The organism is Caballeronia sp. EK (genome assembly GCF_014384845.1).
Classification (GTDB): domain Bacteria; phylum Pseudomonadota; class Gammaproteobacteria; order Burkholderiales; family Burkholderiaceae; genus Caballeronia; species Caballeronia jiangsuensis.
Genome location: NZ_JACSUE010000032.1, coordinates 18,731 through 40,899 on the forward strand (window position 1 = coordinate 18,731; position 22,169 = coordinate 40,899).

Here is a 22,169-nt window from a genome sequence, read left to right on the forward strand (position 1 = left end):
CGACTTAGAAGTCGGCATGCGCAACGAAAGATTGTGAGTTGCACCGATACGGCGTTTCGTCAATTCGAGTGGCTGTGCGTTTTGACACGGTCTGGGCCGAACTCTGACCGATGAGGAACACCTCAGGTTGCTCCTCATTAGCCGTTCGCGGCGGTGCGCCTACGACAGGCCCTCGTGCGGAAAGAGACATTGGGCCAATCTGCAACGACCATTGCGCTACAATTGTCTCGTGTAGCTATGCTTGAGGTAAAAGTCATGGCAGCGTCGCCCGCCAGCGGTCAGCTCTTCGACGCCCGGGCGAATAAAGCGACGCTACGTTTTTCGTCGGCCAACCATTGCGGTAGGTCAGAAATGGGATGTATGCGATGGCTAATCACTTGATTTTCAGCGGCGCACCGTCGCAGGCCTGCAACCTTCCAGCGCTCCTGCAGGGGGGCGGTGTCGCAGCGATGATTGGCGCTTTACATTACTGCGCGTCGAACTATTTCCCGCTTCAGTGGAATTTGCTGCTTGCACAAGTCGGCGCGGTTCTGATCGGTGTCGGTTTGCCGTTCCTTAAGACCGCGTTCACCCGAATCGTCATCGATACTACGCGAATTACCTGGACGCAGGGCATTCTGCGTCGTCGTGTGTCGACTCTCGAGCTTTCGCGGATTCAGCGCATCACGGCAATCCACCCATGGTGGCAACGCCTATTCGGAACTGGCTCAATCATCCTGACTACCGACGATATAGCTCATCCCGTGAAGCGTTTGCCGGCCATCAGATGCGTGGATCAACTCTGCAGATCGCTTGACGAGGCGGTTGCAATGCATCACGAGCAGCCTATTCCGGCATAAAAGAATGATGTGAACACGATGCTCAATGCCAGGTACACGGGATTAGAAGGAGCGATAGTAGTTCGCAAGTGCGAGAGTTTTCGGAAGGGCGCAGGCTCAGCTCCTTGGCACTGGCTGTAGTCGAACCCGAAGCAGTCCGTCGGCTCGACAAATTGAGTGTGACGGGTCTCGGGTCTAGAACAGACGCTTACTCGTCCTGTTTCGCGGGCACGTCATTGCCTTTGTGTCGGCCTGACTAAGCAGCCCTTTCGCAAACGATTAACTCCACGCTGCGCCCGCGTACATTAACGGAGAGACACTGAGGATCAAGCGCATGATTTCTGTGACCGAAATCATTTGAGCGAGAGATCGATACGGAGATCGAACAATCTGTTTCATCGAATATGCAGATGCGCTTCGAGCATCTCTGCCAGCACATGGACCTTCGGCGTCAACTGCCGCGCGACCGGCCAAAGCAGGCTAGGCGGCAAGCCATCTGTTGCGGCTTGATGAAAGATACTGACGAGGTGGCCGGCCTTCAGATCTTCCCGCACCAACCAAGTCGCGAGTTGCGCGATGCCGAGTCCCGCCCGCACGAATGCGAGTTGCGCCTCAGCGTCGCCTGCCACTGTGCGGACGCCCGACACACTGACCGACATGCCCGTCCGCCATAGCATACGACCACGGGGACTGCGTGCCCTCGGGCCCTCCGTAGACGACGCAGGTGTGTTCCTGCAGGTCGTCGATCGTTTTCGGGACGACGTTTTTTTCAAGATATGCTGGCGATGCGCAGAAGATAAGCCGTTCGCGACCTAAAAAGGCGCCTGGTGAGCGACGACGGTAGATCCGGCGGGCCGCCGATGCGCACCGCGAGATCGATGCCTTCATCAGCGAGATCGACGAAGCGATCCGCGAACAACAGGTGCGGACGCACGTCCGGATACTGTGGGGAGAAACGCCTGCGCGTCCTCCGCTCGAAAAGCACGAAGCCGAGCCGCCTTTCGAGCCGTGCGACGCTCTTGCTCACTGCCGAACTCGTGAGGTTCAGCCGCACGGCTGCGGCCGCGAAGCCTCCTGCATCTGCAGCGCAGACAAACGGAACAATTCCCTTCAAGCGTTCGTTCGGGATGGCAGCCAATTGATGACATAAAGTCGCTTGAATGCAGAAATACTATCCCTCATGAGAACGGACGTCTGAAGTATCCTTGTGCTCTGAACGAAACCCGGAGTTAAGGATGAGTTATCGAGCACTGATTGTCGGCGCGAGCGGCATTGCCGGCCGAGCCCTTGCAGAACGCCTGCTGTTGAACGGATGGAGCGTTTATGGACTATCGCGCGGACGTACCGCCGGCGTACCGGGGTGCCAGCCGGTGATTGCGGATCTCGCGTCGGCCGAATCCGTCGCCGCCGCAACGGCCGGCATCGACGTCAGCCACGTGTTTTTCACCGCATGGGCGCGGCAGGCGAACGAGAAGGAGAACATCCGCGTCAACGGCGCGATGGTCCGTCACGTCCTCGATTCGCTGGGCCGGAGCACGAAGCTCGAACATGCAGCGCTGGTGACAGGACTGAAGCACTATCTCGGCCCGTTCGAGGCCTACGCATCCGGCGCCGTCCCTGATACACCGTTTCGTGAATCGCAGGGGCGTCAGCCGGTCGAGAATTTCTACTACGAGCAGGAAGACCGACTCTTCGACGCGGCCGCCCGCGACGGCTTCACGTGGAGCGTGCATCGCCCGCACACGGTCATCGGCTTTGCGCCAGGCAACGCGATGAATATGGGGCAGACGCTCGCCGTCTACGCGACGCTATGCCGACATACCGGGCAGCCGTTCGTTTTCCCCGGCTCCGCAGCGCAGTGGAATGGCCTCACGGACATGACCGACGCACGCCTGCTTGCGCGGCATCTCGAATGGGCGTCGACGAGCAAGGCGCCCCGCAACGAGGACTTCAACGTAGTGAACGGCGATGTGTTCCGCTGGAAGACGATGTGGTCGCAACTGGCCGATTATTTCGGCATTGAAGCAGCGCCATTCGACGGCATCATGCGACCACTCGAAGGCCGCATGCAGGGCGCCGCGCATCAATGGCGCGACGTCGCCGCAAAGTACGGCCTGCTGGAGGCGGACATCGACCGGCTCGCTTCGTGGTGGCACACCGATGCCGATCTTGGGCGTCCGATGGAAGTCGTGACGGACATGACTAAAAGCCGCAAGGCCGGGTTCCTCGATTACCAGAGTACGCCAGATGCGTTCTTCGATCTTTTCGGGCGACTGAAGGCAGAACATCTCATTCCCGGCTGAGGAGTAGCGAGCGGCCGCTATCTGGATCGACGGGACATCCGGGTGTCAATCCTGCCGTCTAACTGAATGACAGGAGTTGACCGGCAAGCGTCCGCTCACCGGCGATCAGCTATCAGACTTCGGTTTGCTCGGCCAACTCGAGCGCGTCATCTACCTCGATACCAAGGTATTGGGCTGTGCTCTCGAGCTTCGTATGGCCCAGGAGTAAGTGAACCGCGCGCAGGTTCTTTGTTCGTCGATAAATCAACGACGCCTTCGTGCGGCGCATCGTATGCGTGCCGTAGGCGGCGTCGTCCAGTCCGATTGACGCAACCCAGCGATGCACGATGCGAGCGTACTGGCGCGTCGATACGTGCGCTGACGCGTGCAGGCGACTCGGAAACAGATTGTCGGAGGGTTTCAACCCCCGCGCTGAAATCCAAGCCGCGACACTCTGCCGAGTTTGCTCCGCGATTTCGAACTGGACCGGTCGTTGTGTCTTCTGCTGCATAAACGTCGCTCGCGCAACTACATGGCCTCCTATGCAGATGTCCTGCACCTGCAAGCGCGTCAAATCGTACGCCCGGAGCTTGCTGTCGATCGCCGGGTTGAACGAGGCCAACTCGCGAGCGTTGGACGACATCTGCAGCCTCGTTCGAATCGCCCAAATTTCTCGAAGCTTCAACGGAGGCTTCTGGCCGGTCAGCCTCCCCTTGTTCCACGGCGCCCGGCGAGGTCCGGAAGAATTTACGCGCGTCCATGACAACCTCCTCTTCAACGAAGGGAGATCGATTTTGCGGTTGGGGAGTGGTCAAACTTCGACCCATTGCAGCCGCTCGCTTGCTCGCATGATCAAGGGCAGCTAAGCATTCGGTCCGGCCGTTCGCCCGGGCTCAATTGTTGCCGAATCCGCGTTTTACCGACCCTACCAAAGTCCGCTTCTGTGCGGAAAGATGCGACGACCCGTGGCGTAGCAAAAGCAACTCGAAGCTCGGCCACTGGGCGCTATCGGCTATCGCGAGTCGGTCGCCGCGTCGTGCGGCAACGAAAACCTAGTCGCCAGATTACCGAACTGCATCTTAACGTACGGGTGGATGCCCCCAGCCGGTACCGGTCTGCCGATAAAGTATCCTTGCGCGGCATCGCACCCGAGCTTCCTCACAAACGCAAGTTGTTCCGCATTCTCCACGCCTTCCGCGACCGTTTCCATACCGAGCGCGCGAGCAATCGCCACCATCGCTTCTATCATCGCGCGAGCCTGGCGACGGGTTTCGTCAACGGTGAGCTGCTGCACGAACGACTTATCGATCTTGATGCGGTCAACGGGCAATTGCGTAAGGTATGAGAGGCTTGAATAGCCGGTGCCGAAATCGTCGAGCGAGACGGTCGGGCCGAGCTTTCGGACGGCTGCAAGCGAGCGCGACGCAGCGAGAAAGTCGCTCACGATGGCCGTCTCCGTCACTTCAATGTCGAGTACCGAAGCGCATACGCCGGCTGTCTCGGCCGCCTTCGAGACCAGCGCTGCAAGATCCGAGTTCTGAATCATTGCAGCTGAGAGGTTGACGGCCACTTTGAACCGCGTGCGACCGCTCCGCTGCCATTGCGCGGCCTGGCGTAATGCGAGGTGGATCAACCATTCCCCTGTCGCCTCGTATGCCGGCGACTCAAGCAGGACTTCAAGAAAATCGCCTGGCGCGAGCATCCCCAATTGGGGATGGTTCCATCGCAGAAGCGCCTCCGCGCCATCGATGCAGCCCGTGGCCAAGTTCAGTTGTGGCTGGTAGTGCAGCTCGAATTGGCTCGTCGCGCTGGCGTTCTCCAGATCTGCGCGCAGCCGAAGACGATGCGACAGACGCTGTGCGTCCTCCTTACCGAACCCCCACAGGCGCGAGCCGCCCAGACCCTTCGCGTGGTACATCGCGGCGTCAGCGTTGCGCAGCAACTCGTCGGCGTTCGCCGCCGCATCGGGATAGCGCGCCAGCCCGACGCTTGCTCTTATCGATGCCCGCACAGACGCCGTCTCGATGCGCTCCCGCATGCGCATGACGACGTCATGCGCGACGCGTTCGGCCTCGCCTTCGGGCGCGTCGACGAGGAACACCACGAACTCGTCACCGCCGATGCGCGACGCATGGGCGCGTTCTCCCGACCAGACCAGCAGGCGCTCACCGATGACACGAAGGACTTCGTCGCCAGCCGCGTGGCCGAACGAATCGTTGATTTCCTTGAAGCGGTCCAGATCGATGAAGAGCAGATCGACGGAATTGGCAGTGCGTTCATCGACGAGACGGCTCAGGCGGCTAAGCAGTTCCCGGCGGTTAATGAGGCCGGTGAGCGCATCATGCGTGGCCTGGTCCGACAAACGCTCCGACATCGCGCGCGCCTCGGTGACATCGCGCACCAGCACAGTGATGCCGCCTACGCAGGGGAAGGCCGCGCTTCGAACCACGTATCGAGCGGCGCGTAGAACTCGGTCGTGGCGCTAGGTGAACCCGTCTCGGCCGCCCGCCGATAGGCTTTTTCGTAGCTAGACCCGACGAGGTCAGGGTATTCGGCCCAGATTTCCCGACCGATTAACTCCGTCGACGGACGCTTCAGCAGCCGCGCAGCGGTACGGTTGACGTTGCGAAACTTCCACTGACGGTCGAGCAACATCACGCCGTCCGTGATGTGATCGAGCACCTGAAAGTCTTCCACGCCTTTGCTCCTCTATTCTTGCCAAAACGTATTGTCGGACAATTTGCAACGTTTGTGAACGGTGAGGATTCCGGGCACTATGCCGGATCCTTCTTCGTCTCCCGCTGCGCCTGTCCGATGGTCTCGAAAACGCGCGGCAAGTTGCCCCGGTGATCGACGGCCTCTGCGGGGATTGCCGCAGAAGGCCGTTCGTGTTCTCGTTCGTGCCGCACAGGTCAATGACACCACAACTGAGCAGGCATGTCGGTCGCTTTCATCTTGAGCGCGTGGGCCATCGCTGCTCGTTTCGATACCTGTAGGCCTCGGTCCCGGTGCTGTCTGCAACTTCCCAGGTGAAAGGTCCAGTGCGACCGAGTCGCCGTTCGCGGGGCTAGGGCTCAGCACGACCTTGATACAGCCATCTTCCTTGTCGCGGAACGTCTTGTACATTTCGGGCCCTTGATCGAGTGGCACCGCGTGTGTAATCACAAACGACGGATCGATCTGGCCATCTTGAATGCGTCGCAACAGGTCGTCCGTCCAGCGGTTGACGTGGGTTTGGCCCATGCGCCACGTCAGACCCTTGTTCATGGAGGCGCCGAACGGGATCTTGTCGATGAGACCGCCGTACACGCCCGGCACTGACAGCGTCCCCGCCGAGCGGCAAACGTAGATCATTTCGCGCAATACGTGCGGGCCGGTCGGTTTCCAACATCACGGCCTGCTTGGCCCGATCGTAGATGGCATCGAACGAGCGCGTCGCATGCGACTCCATGCCGATCGCGTCTATGCACTTCTCGGGGCCCTTGCCCTGCGTGAGATCGGACAGGCGCTCAAGCACGCTCCCTTCTTCGAAGTTAACGACGGTGGCACCGCCCGCACGCGCCACGGCGAGGCGCTCGGGCACCCGGTCGATTGCAATCACCTGCTTTGCGCCGAGCAGAACAGCGCTGCGAATCGCCATCTGGCCGACGGGCCCCGCGCCCCAGATCGCAACGGTATCTGTCGGCTCGATGTCGCACTGAACCGCCGCCTGCCAGCCGGTCGGGAGGATGTCGCCCAGGAACAGCACCTGGTCGTCGGTGAGGCCGTCGAGAATCTTCACGTGCGTCCTGTCCGCAAAAGGTACGCGCACGTACTCGGCCTGACCGCCTGGATAGCCGCCTGTCAGATGCGTGTATCCGAATAAGCCCGCAGTCGTGTGACCGAAGACTTTGTTCGCGGCGTCCTGGTTCCGATTGCTCCGTTCACAGACCGAGAAGTTGCCACGCTTGCACTGGTCACATTCGCCGCAGATGATCGTGAAGGGCACAACGACCCGATCGCCGATCTTGAGCGCGCTATTCTCGTTGCCGACTTCCACCACTTCGCCCATGAACTCGGGGCCCATGATGTCGCCGGATTCCATGCCGGGCATGAACCCATCGAAAAGATGCAGGTCCGAGCCGCAGATGGCACAGGTCGATTGCTTTATGATCGCATTTCGGGGGTGTTCTATGATCGGGTCCGGAACCGATGCTAGTCGCATGGCGGTTGCCGTGTTGCTGAGGAGCGAAGAGGATCGCGCGCGATACAACCGCTTATTCACAATGGAGGCTAACGATGAGGCCGTTCCGCTCGAAGCCTTCTTTCCTGCTCTTATCCTTTCTCTCATGCTTTCTCGCTGTAGCGGTGAAGCGGCGGCCGGTTGCTCTCCATCGGTGTCCATGTCAAGAAAACATCTTCAGCGCTGCACGACACAAGCCGTCGCTGCCGACCCTCTTGCTTCAGTTGAACACGCGGCCGATCCCCGCTCTCGTCGCGCTTTATCGTCTTGGACAAGTTCGCCTAACAACGATCGCCGATCAGACTGCGCAAGCGAGCCGGCCGGCCGGTTCACGGCGTGAGCCTCTCTTGCAAATTCTGCGGCCCGCTGCAAGTTTTTCCGCGCCTATGCGATACCGGTCACCCTCGCGCATCGATGCCGTCGCCAGTCCAAACCGCATCAAATGAGGGCTGCACGGCGCGCATCCGTGAACTGACTCCCCTCGATAAAAGTCAGGCACGAAGATAGCTGCCGATCTTCGCGCGCACATCACGAAAATCCGGACCGCTTTGCATCTATTACTTAGCATAGCTATCGACGTTTCAACCTCAACCAGCAATAGCAGACGTAGTTTGCAAGGCGCGGGCTCGAATGAGAGGGACGCCCCGCAGGTGCGCCTTCGCGTTTATCGAAGCCGTCAGCCGCCGTAGGTTCGACGCGGCTCAGGCTTTTTGCAGTTGACTATCGGGAGAACGATATGAAAGCCGTTGTGTATCGCGGTCGTCGTCAGGTCGCGATTGACAACGTTCCGGATCCCAAAATCGAGCGTCCGACCGACGCCATCGTCAGAATCACCACTACCAATATCTGCGGTTCCGACCTGCACATGTACGAGGGACAACGGACTTCGAGCAAGGCCGTGTCTTCGGTCACGAAAACCTGGGCGTGGTCCAGGAGGTAGGGCCGGCCGTGGAGCGGGTCAAGCCGGGCGACTGGGTGTGCCTGCCATTCCATATAAGCTGCGGCCACTGCGTAAATTGCGAACGTGGCCTCACTGCGTTTTGCCTGAGCGCGAACCAGCCGGGAATCGCCGGCGGCGCTTTCGGCTTCGCGGACATGGGTCCGTGGCCGGGCGGACAGGCCGAATATCTTCGGGTACCTTGGGCGGACTTCATGTCCTTGAAGCTGCCGCCGGGCGCCCAGGAGAACCGGACCGATTACGTGATGTGCGCCGACATCTTCCCGACCGGCTGGCACGCGACCGAACTCGCCGGCATGAGGCCCGGCGACGCCGTGATGATCTATGGCTCGGACCCGGTAGGTCTGATGGCCGCGCACTCGGCCATGATCAAGGGCGCCCGCAGCGTCGAACGGCGCGGTGGCGATCGATTATTCGAAGGAAGATCCGGTACAGCGCGTCATGGACCTGACGCAAGGCATGGGCGCGGACGTGGGATGCGAATGCGTCGGCTACCAGTGCCACGATCCGGCTCCGCACCGCCACGAGAGCCCGAACCTCACGATGAACAACCTGGTGTCGTCGGTCAAGTTCACAGGCGGGATCGGAGTGGTCGGCGTGTTCGTTCCGGAGGCCCCGGGCGCGCAGGACGAACTGGCGAAGAAAGGTCAGATCGCATTCGATTGGGGCAAGTGCTGGTTCAAAGGCAGCATATCGCCACTGGCCAGTGCAACGTCAAGGCATACAACCGGCAGTTACGAGACCTGATTCACGCCGGCCGCGCGAAGCCATCGTTCATCGTGTCACATGAGTTGAAACTCGACGAAGCGCCTGAAGCCTATCAGCACTTCGACGTGCGCGAGCACGGCTGGACCAAGGTGGTCTTGCACCCCGGAGGCTAGCGAAGCGACGCGGCGATCCATAGCCGCACGAGAATTCGGGCCCCACCGCTCATCGAGATCCATGAGAACGCGAACCCGCCAACTGGACTGGGAGATGCAGCCCACGGTGCAGTTCCGCGACTCATGGGCACCCGTGAGATGAGCGCAAGTGCCACGAACCTTCTCATCGATTCCGCTGCACAGGCCGGGCCGCGTGGCGGGCAGTAGCCGCCTCGTCGCCTCGGCTGTTCATTGAAGTTCGGCTTGAAAACGGCTTGCGATTTGCGATACCCGTCATCAGCGTTCCAATGACTGACTGCCGGAGCAAAGCGGCCGTCTCACCGTCCGACATGGATCCAGACGAACGTCCATTCATGGCCGGCTGCCCAAGATCGCTATGCGAGCCTCGCGTATCCGCGGTGACCGTGACCCGAACTTTCAGACCCGACCCACAACTGCCGGTAGTTCTTTGCATCTGCGATGACCGCTTGTAAGGTACAACTGACGTTACTTGCTGAAGGCCGCACATGCACGGAGGCTCAAGCGCTGTCCCGGTCAATAATCGAAAAGCCGGTATCAATCCGCGACACCGCGGCGGGTTCTCCTTTGAATCTACATAGCAGCGCTTCGGCGGCCAGTTTGCCGATCGCAATCCCGTCGACACGAACTGTCGACAACGCCGGGTGCATATGCGCTGCCGTGCTCAAGTCGCCAAATCCCATCACGGCGACGTCTTCCGGAATCTTCATGCCGCGGCTTGCCGCCTCGGTGAGAATCCCCTGCGAGAGCGTATCCGTGCTGCAGACGATCACTTCGGGAAGACCGTTCTGCGCCATGCGGACGAGCCCTTCGCGGCCGCTTTGCAGCGTCGCGGGCGCCTTGAGCACTTCCATCGGCACGGAATCAATGCCGTGCCTTTTGAGTTCATCGATGACGCTGTGGCTGCGCTGCAAGCCCCGCGGATCGTCGGCGGAGACTACGCCAAAACGCTTGTATCCCTTGTCGAGCAGATGGCGCGCGACCGCGATTCCCACTGCCTCATGCGAAAACCCGATCAGCATGTCGATGGGGTGATCGGTCAGGTCCCAAATCTCAACGATGGGCACGTTGGCTTTATTCAATCGCTCGAGCGTGAGGGGTGTGTGATCGAGGCCTGTCAGGACGATCCCGTCGGGCCGCCTGCCCAATAGCGTTTGTACGATTTGTTCTTCGCGGGCGGACGAATAGCCCGTCAGACCGAGAAGGGTTTGATACCCGGACGCCGCAAGCGTGTCCATCATGACCTGGACGGTATCGGTAAATATCGACGTCGCGATTGTGGGCAACAGCAGCGCCACCAGACGGCTCTTGTTGCTCGCCAAGGCTCCCGCCAGCAAGTTCGGCACGTAGCCAGTCGCGCGGACCGCATCGAGCACGCGTTGCTGTGTTTCGCTGCGTACCAACTCCGGCCGATTCAATGCGCGCGATACGGTCATCGCCGTCACGCCCGCGACGCGCGCGACGTCCTCGAGCGTGACCGATGTGCGCACCGTCGGCGGCTCCGACCCTTGTGTGAAAGCCTCGTCCATTTCTCCCCCCGGAGTTCGCATTTTAGCGCCGCTGCGATTAATAGCTCGCGCGTTATTTGTGCCAGGTCGCATTCACGTTTCAATATTGTTATACGACGTCGTATCTATTCGAGCGAATTAGCGAGGGAAAACACCGATTTTCACAATGTTGGCGCTAACATAATCTACGAATGTGATGAGACATCAGACAAGTCGACCACCGGAGACAGAGATGGAACAAAAGACCATGCGTGCGATTGATTTAGAAAATCACGCATCAATCAAACCCGAAGACCCGGGCGATCCGCTGGCGCCGCAACGTCGGACCGATCCCCATAAGGGCCGCACGAAAGCCCGATTCCTGATTGTCGCCATGCTGTTCCTCGTCACCACGATCAACTATGCAGACCGCGCGACGCTGTCCATCACGGGTTCGTCGATCCAGCACGCGATGGGTATCTCGCCGGTCGCGATGGGCTATATCTTTTCGTCTTTCGCATGGGCGTATGTGATTTCGCAAATTCCCGGCGGATGGCTGCTGGACCGTTTCGGCTCCAAGCGCGTCTACGCGTGCAGCATCTTCTTCTGGTCGGTCCTCACCGCGCTGCAGGGTTTTGTCGCGTTGCTGCCGGCTGCGGTCGCCATCGTGACGCTCTTCGCACTGCGCTTCCTGGTGGGCGCCGCTGAAGCGCCTGCCTTCCCAGGCAACTCTCGCCTGACGGCGACCTGGTTCCCCACGGCCGAACGCGGAACGGCATCTGCGATTTTCAACTCGTCGCAATACTTCGCCGCCGTATTGTTCACGCCGATCATGGGCTGGATCACTCACACCTACGGCTGGCCGTACGTGTTCTTCGCGATGGGAGCGCTAGGCGTCGTCATCACCGGAATCTGGCTCAAAACGATTTACGCACCCCGACAGCATCCCTCCGCAAACGAAGCGGAAGTCCGGTATATCGCGGACGGCGGCGCAATGGTCGACCTCGAAGACAAGCAACTGGCGAAGGAGCGTCGCGCCGCACGTACCAAAGGTGGCGAAGGAACGATCCCGACCAGCGAAGTCTTTAAACAGCTGCTCAAGAGCCGCATGATGCTCGGCGTGTTCATCGCGCAGTACTGCATCACCACGCTCACGTACTTCTTTCTGACCTGGTTTCCGATCTACCTCGTTCAGGAACGTCACATGTCGATCCTGAAGGCGGGCTTCGTCGCCTCGATTCCGGCCATCTGCGGATTTCTGGGTGGCGTGCTGGGCGGCATCGTCTCCGACCGGATGATGAAGCACGGATTCTCGACGACGGCCGCCCGCAAGGTTCCGATCGTCGTTGGACTGCTGCTGTCGACTTGCATGATCGCGTGCAACTACGTGGACAACCAGTGGGTCGTCGTCGGCATCATGGCAGCCGCGTTCTTCGGCAAGGGGATCGGCGCACTCGGCTGGGCGGTGGTCTCCGACACCGCGCCGAAGGAAGCCAGTGGCCTGTGCGCAGCGCTCTTCAACACGTTCGGCAACACCGCGGGTATCACCACTCCGATCGTCATCGGCTATCTCGTTCAGGGCACGGGTTCGTTTGCCGCAGCGCTTGTCTTCGTGAGTGCGAACGCGCTCATCGCGATCGTCTGCTACCTGTTTGTCGTCGGGAAAATCGAGCGTTTCGAAATCAAACCGGTTTCTCACTGAGCGTGAGTGTCGATCCCGTCCGCGACCCGTCCGTTCCGATGCGTACAGACAATCAAGGAGATCCGAATTGACCACGCCCGACGTTTCCAGCAAGCGGCGCACGATCCTCAAAGCGGCAGCAGCAAGCGGCTTCGCGTCCGCAACCGGACTCGCCGTTGCGCAGTCTGTCGAATTCAAACCAAATACGCGTTACCCCGACGTTGCCGTAGAAGTTCTCGACCCCAGTTTTACCAAATACCGGATCTATAGCAGCACGGTCGAGCAGTTGGGAACCGGCATGCGTTGGGCCGAAGGCCCCGTGTACTTTCCCGCGAGCCGCTATCTGGTCCTGAGCGACATTCCGAACAACCGGATGATGCGTTACGACGAAGTGACAGGAAACTGGGGAGAATTTCGCTCGCCGTCGAATCAGAGCAACGGCAATACTCGCGATCTGCAAGGACGCCTCGTCACCTGTGAACATCTTACGCGGCGCGTCACGCGCACCGAGCACAACGGCAAGATCACCGTGCTCGCGGATAACTATCAGGGCAAGCGCCTGAATTCGCCGAACGACATCGTGTGCAAGTCGGACGGCTCGATCTGGTTCAGCGATCCGCCCTTCGGTATCGCGGGCAGTTGGGAAGGCGACAAGGCGACGCCAGAGTTGCCGCACTCGGTCTATCGCATCTCGCCGGACGGCCACCTGCAGGCGATCATCACGGACCTCGCGGGCCCGAACGGCCTCGCCTTCTCACCCGACGAGTCCAAGCTCTACGTAATCGAAAGTCGCGCTACCCCTAGCCGCATCGTGTGGAGCTACGACGTCGGCTCCGATGGCTTCACGCTGTCGAACAAGAGCAAGTTAATCGATGCGAACGGCCCCGGTTCGCTCGACGGTTTCAAGGTCGACAAGGACGGCAACCTATGGTGCGGCTGGGGCTCGGATGGTCGCGCCGGGGTGAATTCGGCCGACCTCGACGGCGTGAAGGTCTTCAATTCCCGAGGCACGCCGATCGGGTTTATCCACCTGCCCGAGCGTTGTCCGAATCTCACGTTCGGCGGCCCGAAAAACAATCGGCTCTACATGGCGAGTTCGCATTCGCTGTACGCGCTGTATGTCGAGGCCGAAGGCGCCGTTTGACATGTTCGAGCACCAGCCCACATCTGAATGCTTTCAAAGGAGTCGCCATGACAGCCTCAACGCCGTATCGCCCGTTACCCAACGACTTCCGCTGCGCCGTCACGCGAGGCGAAAAGCTGATCGGGTGCTGGGCGTCCCTCGCGAGTCCGATCGTCACCGAGTTGCTGGGCGTGGTCGGCTTCGACTGGATGCTGCTCGACGCGGAGCACGCGCCGAACGACGTCCTCACGCTTATCCCGCAACTGATGGCGCTGAAGGACAGCCGCTCGGCGCCCGTTGTCCGCCCGCCGGCGAATGACAGTGTAGTCATCAAGCGGCTCCTCGATGCTGGGTTCTTCAACTTCCTCATCCCGTTTGTCGATAGCGCCGCGGATGCGCAGCGTGCCGTGGCCGCGACCCGCTATCCGCCGCAGGGTATCCGAGGCGTGTCGGTCGGGCAGCGCGGCAATCGTTACGGGACGGTCGCGGACTATTTTCATACGGCCAACGAGAACATCTGCGTCGTGGTTCAGATCGAGAGCCGCGCCGCGGTCGATGCCATCGACGAGATCGCTGCGGTAGACGGCGTCGACGCCGTGTTCGTCGGTCCGTCCGATCTTGCCGCAGCTTATGGGCACATCGGCCACGCGAATCATCCGGACGTGCAGGAGGCCATCGCCCACGTTTTCGAGCGCGCGAAGGCTGCGGGCAAGCCGTGCGGCATTCTCGCACCGGTGCAGGCGGACGCGCAGCGCTACCTGTCGATGGGGAGCACCCTCGTCGCAGTCTGCGCGGATATGGGGCTCTTGAGGAACGCGGCGCAAGGCGTGAAAGACCACTTCATGCCGAAGTGACCGGCTGGATCGAACAACCGAATGTGGAGGCGACACATGGCACAGATAGGATTTATTGGGCTCGGAATCATGGGTAGGCCGATGGCGGCGAACCTTCGCAAGAACGGCGTTGAGCTAGCGGCGTTTACGCTTGGTGGCGTGCCCGATGAGCTCACTAAAGAAGGCGTGGTCGCCTGCGACAGCCCGTTTGCGGTCGCGGCACAAGCGGACGTGATCTTCATCATGGTGCCGGATACGCCGGACGTCGAGCGCGTGCTGTTCGGGGAAGACGGTGTCGCGGAAACCCTCCGCGCGGGGCAGATCGTCGTCGACATGAGCTCGATTTCGCCGATGGCTACGCGCGATTTCGCGGCACGCGTGCGCGAGCGCGGCGCTGAATACATGGACGCGCCCGTGTCCGGCGGCGAAGTCGGCGCGAAGGCCGGGTCGCTCACAATCATGGTCGGCGGTTCGCAGCAAAGCTTTGACACCGTCAAACCGCTCTTCGACATGATGGGCAAGAACATCTCCCTGATCGGCGAAGTCGGCGCGGGGCAAGTGTGCAAGGTGGCGAACCAGGTGATCGTCGCGGCGACCATTGAGGCGGTCGGCGAGGCGCTCTTGCTTGCATCGAAAGCGGGCGTCGATGCCGAGAAGGTGCGCACGGCGCTGATGGGCGGCTTCGCGTCGTCCCGGATTCTCGAAGTGCACGGCGAGCGGATGACGAAGCGCACGTTCAATCCGGGGTTCCGGATCGAGCTGCATCAGAAGGATTTGAATCTCGCGCTTTCGACGGCGCAGGCGCTGGGTGTGTCGTTGCCGAATACCGCGACGTGTCAGCAGCTTTTCAACGCGTGCTCGGCGAACGGAGGCAAGGCATGGGATCACTCGGCGATGGTCCGCGCGCTCGAAATCATGGCGAATCATGAGATCGGGCAAAAGCCCGACTAGATGTGTTCTGCGGGAGGCGTCGCCATTGCGTTGATGTATCGCCTCTATCTACGACTCGACTTACGGTAGCTGGCCACTTCACGTCACTCACGCAGCCAGCCCATCAACTCACTGGTATTCCTCTTATGTCCACGAACTCCGCTCAATCGAACGCCACACCGACCGTCACCGAACTGCGCGTCGTCCCCGTCGCCGGCCGCGACAGCATGCTGATGAACCTTTCCGGCGCGCACGGCCCGTTCTTCACGCGCAACATCGTGATCCTGAAGGACAGCGCGGGCCACACGGGCGTCGGCGAAGTGCCGGGCGGCGAAGCGATCCGCCAGACGATCGACGATGCGCGCCCGCTGGTGGTCGGCCAGTCGATCGGCAACCTGCAGGCGATGCTGAACAAGGCGCGCACCCAGTTCGCCGATCGCGACGCTGGCGGCCGCGGTCTGCAAACCTTCGACCTGCGCACGACAATTCACGCGGTGACCGCGCTCGAAGCCGCGTTGCTCGATTTGCTCGGGCAGCATCTCGGCGTGCCGGTGGCGGCGCTGCTCGGCGAGGGGCAGCAGCGCGACGAAGTGGAAATGCTCGGCTACCTGTTTTACATCGGTGATCGCAAGAAGACCGATCTTCCGTACGCGAGCGGCGCCGAAGGCCGCGACGACTGGGAGCGCGTGCGCACCGAAGTCGCGCTGACGCCTGAAGCGGTCGTGCGGCTCGCCGAAGCCGCGCAGGCCCGCTACGGTTTCAACGACTTCAAGCTGAAGGGCGGCGTGCTGGCGGGCGATGCGGAAATCGAAGCGGTGACGGCGCTCGCCGAGCGCTTCCCGAACGCGCGCGTGACGCTCGATCCGAACGGCGCGTGGTCGCTTGCGGAAGCGATTCGCCTGTGCCGCGACCAGCACGACGTGCTCGCCTATGCGGAAGACCCGTGCGGCGCGGAGAACGGCTACTCGGGGCGTGAAGTGATGGCGGAATTCCGCCGCGCGACCGGCCTGCCGACAGCGACCAACATGATTGCGACCGACTGGCGCCAGATGGGCCACGCGATCCAGTTGCAATCAGTCGACATTCCGCTCGCCGATCCGCATTTCTGGACGATGCAGGGCTCGGTGCGCGTCGCGCAGATGTGCAACGACTGGGGCCTTACGTGGGGTTCGCATTCGAACAACCACTTCGATATCTCGCTCGCGATGTTCACGCATGTCGCTGCGGCGGCGCCGGGCAAGATCACCGCGATCGATACGCACTGGATCTGGCAGGACGGACAACGATTGACGCGCGAGCCGTTGCAGATCGTGGGCGGGAAGGTAAAGGTGCCGCAGAAGGCGGGGCTGGGCGTCGAACTCGACATGGACGAACTCGAAAAGGCGAACGCGCTGTATCAGCAGCACGGCCTCGGCGCGCGCGATGACGGCGTCGCGATGCAGTTCCTGATTCCGAACTGGAAGTTCGATAACAAGCGCCCGTGTCTCGTGCGCTGAGGCATAAACTGAACCCTTATTTGATTCCGACCATGACGACACCGCAAGAACTCAAGCAAATCGTTTCCGAAGGCCTGCTCTCCTTCCCGATCACCGATTTCGACGTCAACGGCGATTTCCGCGCCGACACCTATACCGAGCGGCTTGAATGGCTCGCCCCTTACGGCGCGACTGCGCTGTTCGCGGCTGGCGGCACGGGCGAATTCTTCTCGCTGACGAAGAGCGACTACTCGAACGTGATTCGCACGGCGACCGAAACCTGCAAGGGCAAGGTGCCGATCCTGGCGGGCGCGGGCGGTCCGACCCGCGTCGCGATCGAATACGCGAAGGAAGCCGAGCGTCTCGGAGCGAACGGCATCCTGCTGATGCCGCATTACCTTACCGAAGCGTCGCAGGAAGGCATCGCGGCGCACGCGGAAGAGGTTTGCAAGGCGGTGCCGAACATCGGCGTGATTATCTACAACCGCGCGAACTCGAAGCTCAACGCTGACATGCTGGAACGCCTGGCCGATCGTTGCCCGAACCTGATCGGCTTTAAGGACGGCGTGGGCGAGATCGAATCGATGGTAACGATCCGCCGCCGTCTCGGCGACCGCTTCTCGTACCTCGGCGGCCTGCCGACCGCGGAAGTCTACGCAGCGGCCTACAAGGCGCTCGGCGTGCCGGTGTATTCGTCGGCGGTGTTCAACTTCATCCCGAAGACGGCGATGGACTTCTACCGCGCGATCGCAGCCGACGATCACGCGACCGTCGGCAAGCTGATCGACGAGTTCTTCCTGCCGTATCTCGCGATCCGCAATCGTCGCGCGGGCTACACGGTTTCCATCGTGAAAGCGGGCGCGAAGCTCGTCGGCCACGACGCAGGCCCGGTGCGCGCCCCGCTGACCGACCTGAACGACGAAGAACTGGCGCTGCTCGACGCGCTCATCAAGAAGCTCGGACCACAGACTTAACCAGGTTCTGGGCGAGGACGTAATATTTGAGCGTGCATTTTCCCGCGCAGACAAAGCGATCCGCCGCTCGGTCTGCATACATACCTCGACCCGCCAAAGCATCCCAACCCTCCGGCGACCGCTCTTGCAGGAAAGAACTCGTCGCGCGTCCAGCGAAAGTCGTCGGAAACTTTCGATGCTGTAGGAGCCAGCGATTCGCGAGAGGTTTGCGGGATCCCCGAACTGCCGCTGACGGCGCTCCGGCGAACGTACACGACGGGTGGGATGGGTATCGAGCGAGAAGATTCAGTGTGAAGACTGAAGTCCGAAGGAAGCAGCCGCTCGAATGTCGGCCAGAAAGGCATTGGGAACCGCAAATGGCCGGTTGCCGAAGATCGCAGTAAGCGCGCGGCGTCTCCGGCCACCTTGGCCCGAACTTACCGACCCGACCCTAAGGACCCCTTCCAGCCACAGTTGTCTACCACTGCTACTAGCAGTATGCCTGCCGTTGGCAGGTTCCCCTAATCACGAGAAGAGCGCCTGCACGGCGGACCGTGGTCCATCGTCGACAAGCTGTCCAGCGCCTAGGGCAATCTCAGTACTTAACTAAAAGACAGGAACTCAGCGCTCCCTGTCGACACTACCCGCGCCATCGTGTTGACCTACGTTCGAACCGCGCGCAATGTTGCGAATTGAAGCTCAGTAGCTTTCTGCCGGCTGGGTTCGCGCCCTAATGCTCGAGCCAATGGGGCGCCCCGGTCTTGTGCCCTGAGCGACCAATGGTCACACTGATGATCCGGGGCATCCCATGAAGTGTCTGCGTTGTGCGCACGAGTGTCCGCAGTCTGCGAAATTCTGCGAGGAGTGTGGGTTGCCCCTGCACCCCGCGTGTCATTCATGCGGAGCGCCGCTGAGGACCTTTGCCACCACTTGCGGCGCATGCGGGATGACCGTCGCCAGCGACTTCCCATTGGCGGAAGACCGTCGCGAGGCAACCGCGATATTCGCCGATATTTCCGGCTATTCGACACTTTGCGCAAAAAGCGATGTGGAAGAAGTACAGGCGATGCTCGACCGCTTTTACACAGCGATGGAAACGATCATCGCGCACCACGGCGGGCAGGTTCTGAATCGAATGGGCGATGCAGTGATGGCGGTCTTCGGTGCGCCCGTCGCCCACGGAAACGATCCCGAGCGCGCGATTCGAAGCGCCCTCGAAATGCACGCTGCGGCTTCGGCGATTGCGGACTGCGAGGGACGACCGCTCAAGTTGCACATCGGCGTTGCCCGAGGTGAGGTCGTGGTAGCCAAGACCGATTGCGACACACAGTCCAATTGCTCCGTCACCGGCGAGATCGTCAATCTCGCTGCACGTCTGCAAGCCCTGGCCGGGCCTGGCGAAACCCTGATCTCAGAGGGAATGTTTCGGTCAGTCGCGACGTTGGTGCAAGCCGATTCCTGTGGCATCCATACAGTCAAAGGATTTACGGCTCCTGTCGCGGTATGGCGCGTACGAAGTCTGAGCACAGTGTCGACCGAGTACTTGCCCCTGGTCGGCCGAAAGACGGAATCAGATCAGATCGCCGGTGTTCTGGACCGGGCGCGGGATGCGGGACGCGGCGCCGTGATACTCGTGCGCGGCCGCGCTGGAATCGGGAAGTCCAGATTGATGATCGAGGTCCGACAGCGCGCCCAGTCACGGGGTTTTGCGGTGCCGTTCGGGCAGGTACTGGACTTCGGCGCTTCACGCCGAAAAGCGGCGTTGCCGGCAATGCTCGCGTCTTTGCTCGGCCTGTCATTGTCGGATGATAATGAAGCGATACAAGCAGGGCTCGAGCGCGCCATCGAACGAGAAATCGTGATGGAAGACGATGCGCTCTTCATCGCCGCTCTGCTGGAAGTGGATCTCCCAGCAGGCGAAAAGGCGCTCTTCGAGTCGATGAGCCCCGTGACTCGAACCCAACGCTCCGATCAGGCCTTGATACGGACGCTGGAGCAAGCTGCCAGAGTACATCCGGTGCTGATCACGATAGAAGATGTCCATTGGGCGCCAATGCCATTGCTTCGACAGTTGATGGTCATTGCACAAAATATCGAGCATTCGTCACTCGTCCTCGCGATGACTGAGCGCATCGAAGCCGGGCCGTTAAACGAAGCATGGTCCAGTACGGTGCGTAGCGGGCCTTTATTGCAGATCGAGCTAGGACCCTTGAGCTACGAAGAATCGTGCATGCTCGCAAGCGACCGATCCTCTCAGGGAAACGAAGTACTGGAGCAGTGTGCAAGGCGCGCAGAGGGCAATCCATTGTTTCTGGAGCACCTGCTTCGCGCGTCGCACGACAGCGACGTGGCAGCCGTTCCGCCCACGGTGCAGAGCCTCGTTCTCGAACAGATGGACCGTCTCACATCGGCTCAACGAACGGCTCTGCAGGCTGCGTCCGTAATCGGGCGGCGCTTCGCGTCGAACGACCTGTGCGTGATTACGAGCGATCCGGCTGACCATTGCGAAGCACTCGTGCGAGCAGAGTTGATTCGAGTAGATGGCGACGAATTTCAGTTCACACACGCGCTGGTGCAGGAAGCCGTTTATGGGTCGATGCTCAAGGCCAGGAAACGTTCGCTGCACAGGAAAGTTGCGCTGCGCGTCGGCGATGCAGACCCGGTGCTGCGCGCGGAACACCTGGATCGCGCAGAGGATCCGGACGCCGCACGGGCCTACTTGCTGGCCGCCAGAGACGGCATGCAGCATTTCCATCCCGATGCGGCAGTCGCGCTGGCTCAACGCGGTGCCGCCCTTGCCCGCGACGCCTCTGTCGCTTGCGAGCTCGCGCTTCTTCACGGCGAGTTGCTGCGCGAGTCCGGCCGACTGCCCGACTCGTTAGCCGCAGGCCGTTCGGCGCTCGAGCTTGCGACATCCGATCAACAACGATGCCACGCATTGATGGAGATCGCCGCCGGATATCGTGTGACCGGGGCAATCGAAGAAGCGCTTGATGCGCTCGCTCAGGCAGATTCTCTCGCTGAGCCCCTTCTTCTGGAGCTGGAGCGTTCGAAGATCCACTATCTGCGTGGGAGCATCCACTTCGCGCGCGGCGACGTGCCAGCTTGCGCAGCGGAGCATCGTCAGGCGCTTCGCCATGCAAAATGCAGCAATAACCCTGAGTACGAAATCCGGGCGTTGAGCGGCCTCGGCGATGCTCAGCTCGAACAAGGGCACCTGACCGAGTCGCTGCAATCGTTCGAACGCTGCGTCGAGTTATGTGAAGCGCGGCAATGGATCGCAATCGAGATTCCTAACCGCTGCATGCTTGGATATTGCCTGCAATACGCGGCAAAGCTGGATCAAGCGGTAAATGAAGTGCAGCGCGCGCTAGTCGATGCGCGGAGGACAGGGCTCGTGCCCGCACAGGTGTTCGCGTTGTCGAGCCTTGCAACGATTCTCGTCGATGCCGGACGATTCGATGAAGCTGAGGCAGTATGTACCGAAGGTTTACCGTTGGCTCGGGAAGTCGGCGCTCGCCGTTTCGAATCCACGTTTCTCCTGTCGCTGGCGGAGATTCAACTGAGAGCAGGTTCACGCGAAGACTCCGTGCGCCAGACTAGCGCTGCGTTGCAGATCGCCCAAGACACCGGCTTCGGGTACGCCGGTGCAGCAATGTATGCGATGTTGGCCCGCGCCGCACCGAGCGCGGAAGCGAGGGTCGAGGCGCTGCGTCAGGGCGCGGTATTGATTTCGCAGCCTTGCCTTGCTCAGTCGATTCTGCGCTTTCATATTCATGCTCTCGAAGCCACCATCGAAGCGGGTGAATTGGATTCCGTACTTCGTCATGCTGAGGCGCTCGAAGCGTTCATGCAGCCCGAGCCCTTGCCATGGGCCTGTCTTCTCGTGCGACGCGCGCGCCTCGTTGTCGCTGCAACAGCCGGCACGGACGTAGCCGGTACGCGCACTCGACTCCTGTTGCTGCGGCAGGAGGTGGTTGCTGCCGGATTAGGTTCGGCGCTCCAGGGAATCGATACCGCGCTGGAGCGAATGAGCGAAAACGCTGAAAATCGGCGGCTCGCAAGCTAGGCAGCAAGCTCGCGTTCAATCAGCAGGCCAAGTGAAAATCGAAGGATTGACGAGCTTGAGCGTCATGCGATCCGACGCTCCAAGAGCGACATAGGGCCCCTGATCGACGGCGCTGCCTTTAGATGTCGGCAGGACAGTCTTCGTTTGAGTGATCTCAAGGAAGCTACCTTGATGTAAACAGAGCAGACGTTGGAACGTCCGCGTTGAGGCGGAGCTGAACGTCTGCAACTGGTCGCAACAAGCCGCATTCGATCAGTGTCCACGCAGTTCACGTGGGCATTGAATCGATGCAAGCACGCGTGGTGTTTAGTGGTCACATGTGGAGACGGCTCGCGTCGTGATAACGTGCGAGAATGAGCTACAGAATCAAGAGCGCACTCGACTTTCATTGGCTCGCCAACGAATGCCACCCTTGACGCCATCCTCCTCCGCAAGACTC

General features: G+C 60.9%; 13 protein-coding genes and 4 pseudogenes. 11 read left to right on the forward strand and 6 right to left on the reverse strand.

The window, feature by feature from the left end; genetic code table 11:
* The first annotated feature begins 365 nt into the window (after positions 1 to 365).
* A complete protein-coding gene (locus IAG25_RS39435; RefSeq protein ID WP_187609680.1) occupies positions 366 to 839 on the forward strand; it encodes a PH domain-containing protein in 474 nt (157 codons plus the stop codon).
* A gap of 374 nt (positions 840 to 1,213) precedes the next feature.
* Here IAG25_RS39435 and IAG25_RS42395 read toward each other — a convergent pair.
* Positions 1,214 to 1,956 (reverse strand): annotated as a pseudogene (locus tag IAG25_RS42395) (LysR family transcriptional regulator).
* A gap of 97 nt (positions 1,957 to 2,053) precedes the next feature.
* Here IAG25_RS42395 and IAG25_RS39445 point away from each other — a divergent pair.
* Positions 2,054 to 3,121 (forward strand): SDR family oxidoreductase, encoded by a 1,068-nt coding sequence (locus IAG25_RS39445; protein WP_187609681.1) that lies wholly within the window; start codon positions 2,054 to 2,056, stop codon positions 3,119 to 3,121.
* A gap of 112 nt (positions 3,122 to 3,233) precedes the next feature.
* Here IAG25_RS39445 and IAG25_RS39450 read toward each other — a convergent pair whose 3' ends face one another.
* The 4 genes and pseudogenes from IAG25_RS39450 to IAG25_RS39465 all read right to left on the reverse strand — a co-directional run.
* Positions 3,234 to 3,743, reverse strand: coding sequence for a tyrosine-type recombinase/integrase (locus IAG25_RS39450; RefSeq protein WP_309244022.1), 510 nt, complete (start codon positions 3,741 to 3,743; stop codon positions 3,234 to 3,236).
* Positions 3,744 to 4,112: 369 nt separating this feature from the next.
* The gene (locus IAG25_RS39455; RefSeq protein ID WP_187609683.1) at positions 4,113 to 5,507 is read right to left on the reverse strand and encodes a putative bifunctional diguanylate cyclase/phosphodiesterase; all 1,395 of its coding nucleotides are present in this window, start codon (positions 5,505 to 5,507) and stop codon (positions 4,113 to 4,115) included.
* Between the two features lie 11 nt (positions 5,508 to 5,518).
* Positions 5,519 to 5,797: a PAS domain-containing protein gene (locus IAG25_RS39460; RefSeq protein WP_187609684.1), complete on the reverse strand. Its 279-nt coding sequence runs from the start codon at positions 5,795 to 5,797 to the stop codon at positions 5,519 to 5,521.
* Between the two features lie 372 nt (positions 5,798 to 6,169).
* Positions 6,170 to 7,304: pseudogene (locus IAG25_RS39465) on the reverse strand (zinc-dependent alcohol dehydrogenase); the annotation flags it as partial.
* 754 nt (positions 7,305 to 8,058) lie between these two features.
* Between IAG25_RS39465 and IAG25_RS39470 the strand changes: the two are divergent.
* Positions 8,059 to 9,161 (forward strand): annotated as a pseudogene (locus IAG25_RS39470) (glutathione-independent formaldehyde dehydrogenase).
* Between the two features lie 518 nt (positions 9,162 to 9,679).
* Here IAG25_RS39470 and IAG25_RS39475 read toward each other — a convergent pair.
* Entirely contained in the window at positions 9,680 to 10,708 is a 1,029-nt protein-coding gene (locus tag IAG25_RS39475; RefSeq protein ID WP_187609685.1) for a LacI family DNA-binding transcriptional regulator, read from the reverse strand.
* Between the two features lie 352 nt (positions 10,709 to 11,060).
* Between IAG25_RS39475 and IAG25_RS39480 the strand changes: the two genes are divergently transcribed.
* From IAG25_RS39480 to IAG25_RS39510, 8 genes and pseudogenes are all read left to right on the forward strand, one after another.
* Positions 11,061 to 12,368 (forward strand): MFS transporter, encoded by a 1,308-nt coding sequence (locus tag IAG25_RS39480; RefSeq protein WP_255504328.1) that lies wholly within the window; start codon positions 11,061 to 11,063, stop codon positions 12,366 to 12,368.
* A 67-nt stretch (positions 12,369 to 12,435) separates the two neighbouring features.
* Positions 12,436 to 13,491, forward strand: coding sequence for an SMP-30/gluconolactonase/LRE family protein (locus IAG25_RS39485; protein ID WP_187609686.1), 1,056 nt, complete (start codon positions 12,436 to 12,438; stop codon positions 13,489 to 13,491).
* A 47-nt stretch (positions 13,492 to 13,538) separates the two neighbouring features.
* A complete protein-coding gene (gene garL / locus IAG25_RS39490) occupies positions 13,539 to 14,324 on the forward strand; it encodes a 2-dehydro-3-deoxyglucarate aldolase (protein WP_187609687.1) in 786 nt (261 codons plus the stop codon).
* 36 nt (positions 14,325 to 14,360) lie between these two features.
* Positions 14,361 to 15,254 carry a 2-hydroxy-3-oxopropionate reductase gene (locus IAG25_RS39495; protein WP_187609688.1) on the forward strand — a complete coding sequence of 298 codons (894 nt, stop codon included), beginning with the start codon at positions 14,361 to 14,363 and terminating at the stop codon, positions 15,252 to 15,254.
* Between the two features lie 125 nt (positions 15,255 to 15,379).
* Positions 15,380 to 16,729: a glucarate dehydratase gene (gene gudD / locus IAG25_RS39500; RefSeq protein WP_187609689.1), complete on the forward strand. Its 1,350-nt coding sequence runs from the start codon at positions 15,380 to 15,382 to the stop codon at positions 16,727 to 16,729.
* 32 nt (positions 16,730 to 16,761) lie between these two features.
* A complete protein-coding gene (gene kdgD / locus IAG25_RS39505) occupies positions 16,762 to 17,682 on the forward strand; it encodes a 5-dehydro-4-deoxyglucarate dehydratase (RefSeq protein WP_187609690.1) in 921 nt (306 codons plus the stop codon).
* A gap of 787 nt (positions 17,683 to 18,469) precedes the next feature.
* Positions 18,470 to 18,595: pseudogene (locus IAG25_RS42400) on the forward strand (double zinc ribbon domain-containing protein); the annotation flags it as partial.
* 12 nt (positions 18,596 to 18,607) lie between these two features.
* A complete protein-coding gene (locus IAG25_RS39510) occupies positions 18,608 to 21,730 on the forward strand; it encodes an adenylate/guanylate cyclase domain-containing protein (RefSeq protein WP_187609691.1) in 3,123 nt (1,040 codons plus the stop codon).
* Positions 21,731 to 22,169: the final 439 nt, after the last annotated feature.

What these genes read in the sequence shown, in the direction of transcription:
- gudD (WP_187609689.1), top strand. Translation starts at nt 15,380, where the DNA reads ATGTCCACGAACTCCGCTCAATCGAACGCCACACCGACCGTCACCGAA.
- garL (WP_187609687.1), top strand. Translation starts at nt 13,539, where the DNA reads ATGACAGCCTCAACGCCGTATCGCCCGTTACCCAACGACTTCCGCTGC.
- IAG25_RS39510 (WP_187609691.1), top strand. Translation starts at nt 18,608, where the DNA reads ATGACCGTCGCCAGCGACTTCCCATTGGCGGAAGACCGTCGCGAGGCA.
- IAG25_RS39475 (WP_187609685.1), bottom strand. Translation starts at nt 10,708, where the DNA reads ATGGACGAGGCTTTCACACAAGGGTCGGAGCCGCCGACGGTGCGCACA.
- IAG25_RS39450 (WP_309244022.1), bottom strand. Translation starts at nt 3,743, where the DNA reads ATGTCGTCCAACGCTCGCGAGTTGGCCTCGTTCAACCCGGCGATCGAC.
- IAG25_RS39495 (WP_187609688.1), top strand. Translation starts at nt 14,361, where the DNA reads ATGGCACAGATAGGATTTATTGGGCTCGGAATCATGGGTAGGCCGATG.
- IAG25_RS39480 (WP_255504328.1), top strand. Translation starts at nt 11,061, where the DNA reads ATGCTGTTCCTCGTCACCACGATCAACTATGCAGACCGCGCGACGCTG.
- IAG25_RS39435 (WP_187609680.1), top strand. Translation starts at nt 366, where the DNA reads ATGGCTAATCACTTGATTTTCAGCGGCGCACCGTCGCAGGCCTGCAAC.
- IAG25_RS39445 (WP_187609681.1), top strand. Translation starts at nt 2,054, where the DNA reads ATGAGTTATCGAGCACTGATTGTCGGCGCGAGCGGCATTGCCGGCCGA.
- kdgD (WP_187609690.1), top strand. Translation starts at nt 16,762, where the DNA reads ATGACGACACCGCAAGAACTCAAGCAAATCGTTTCCGAAGGCCTGCTC.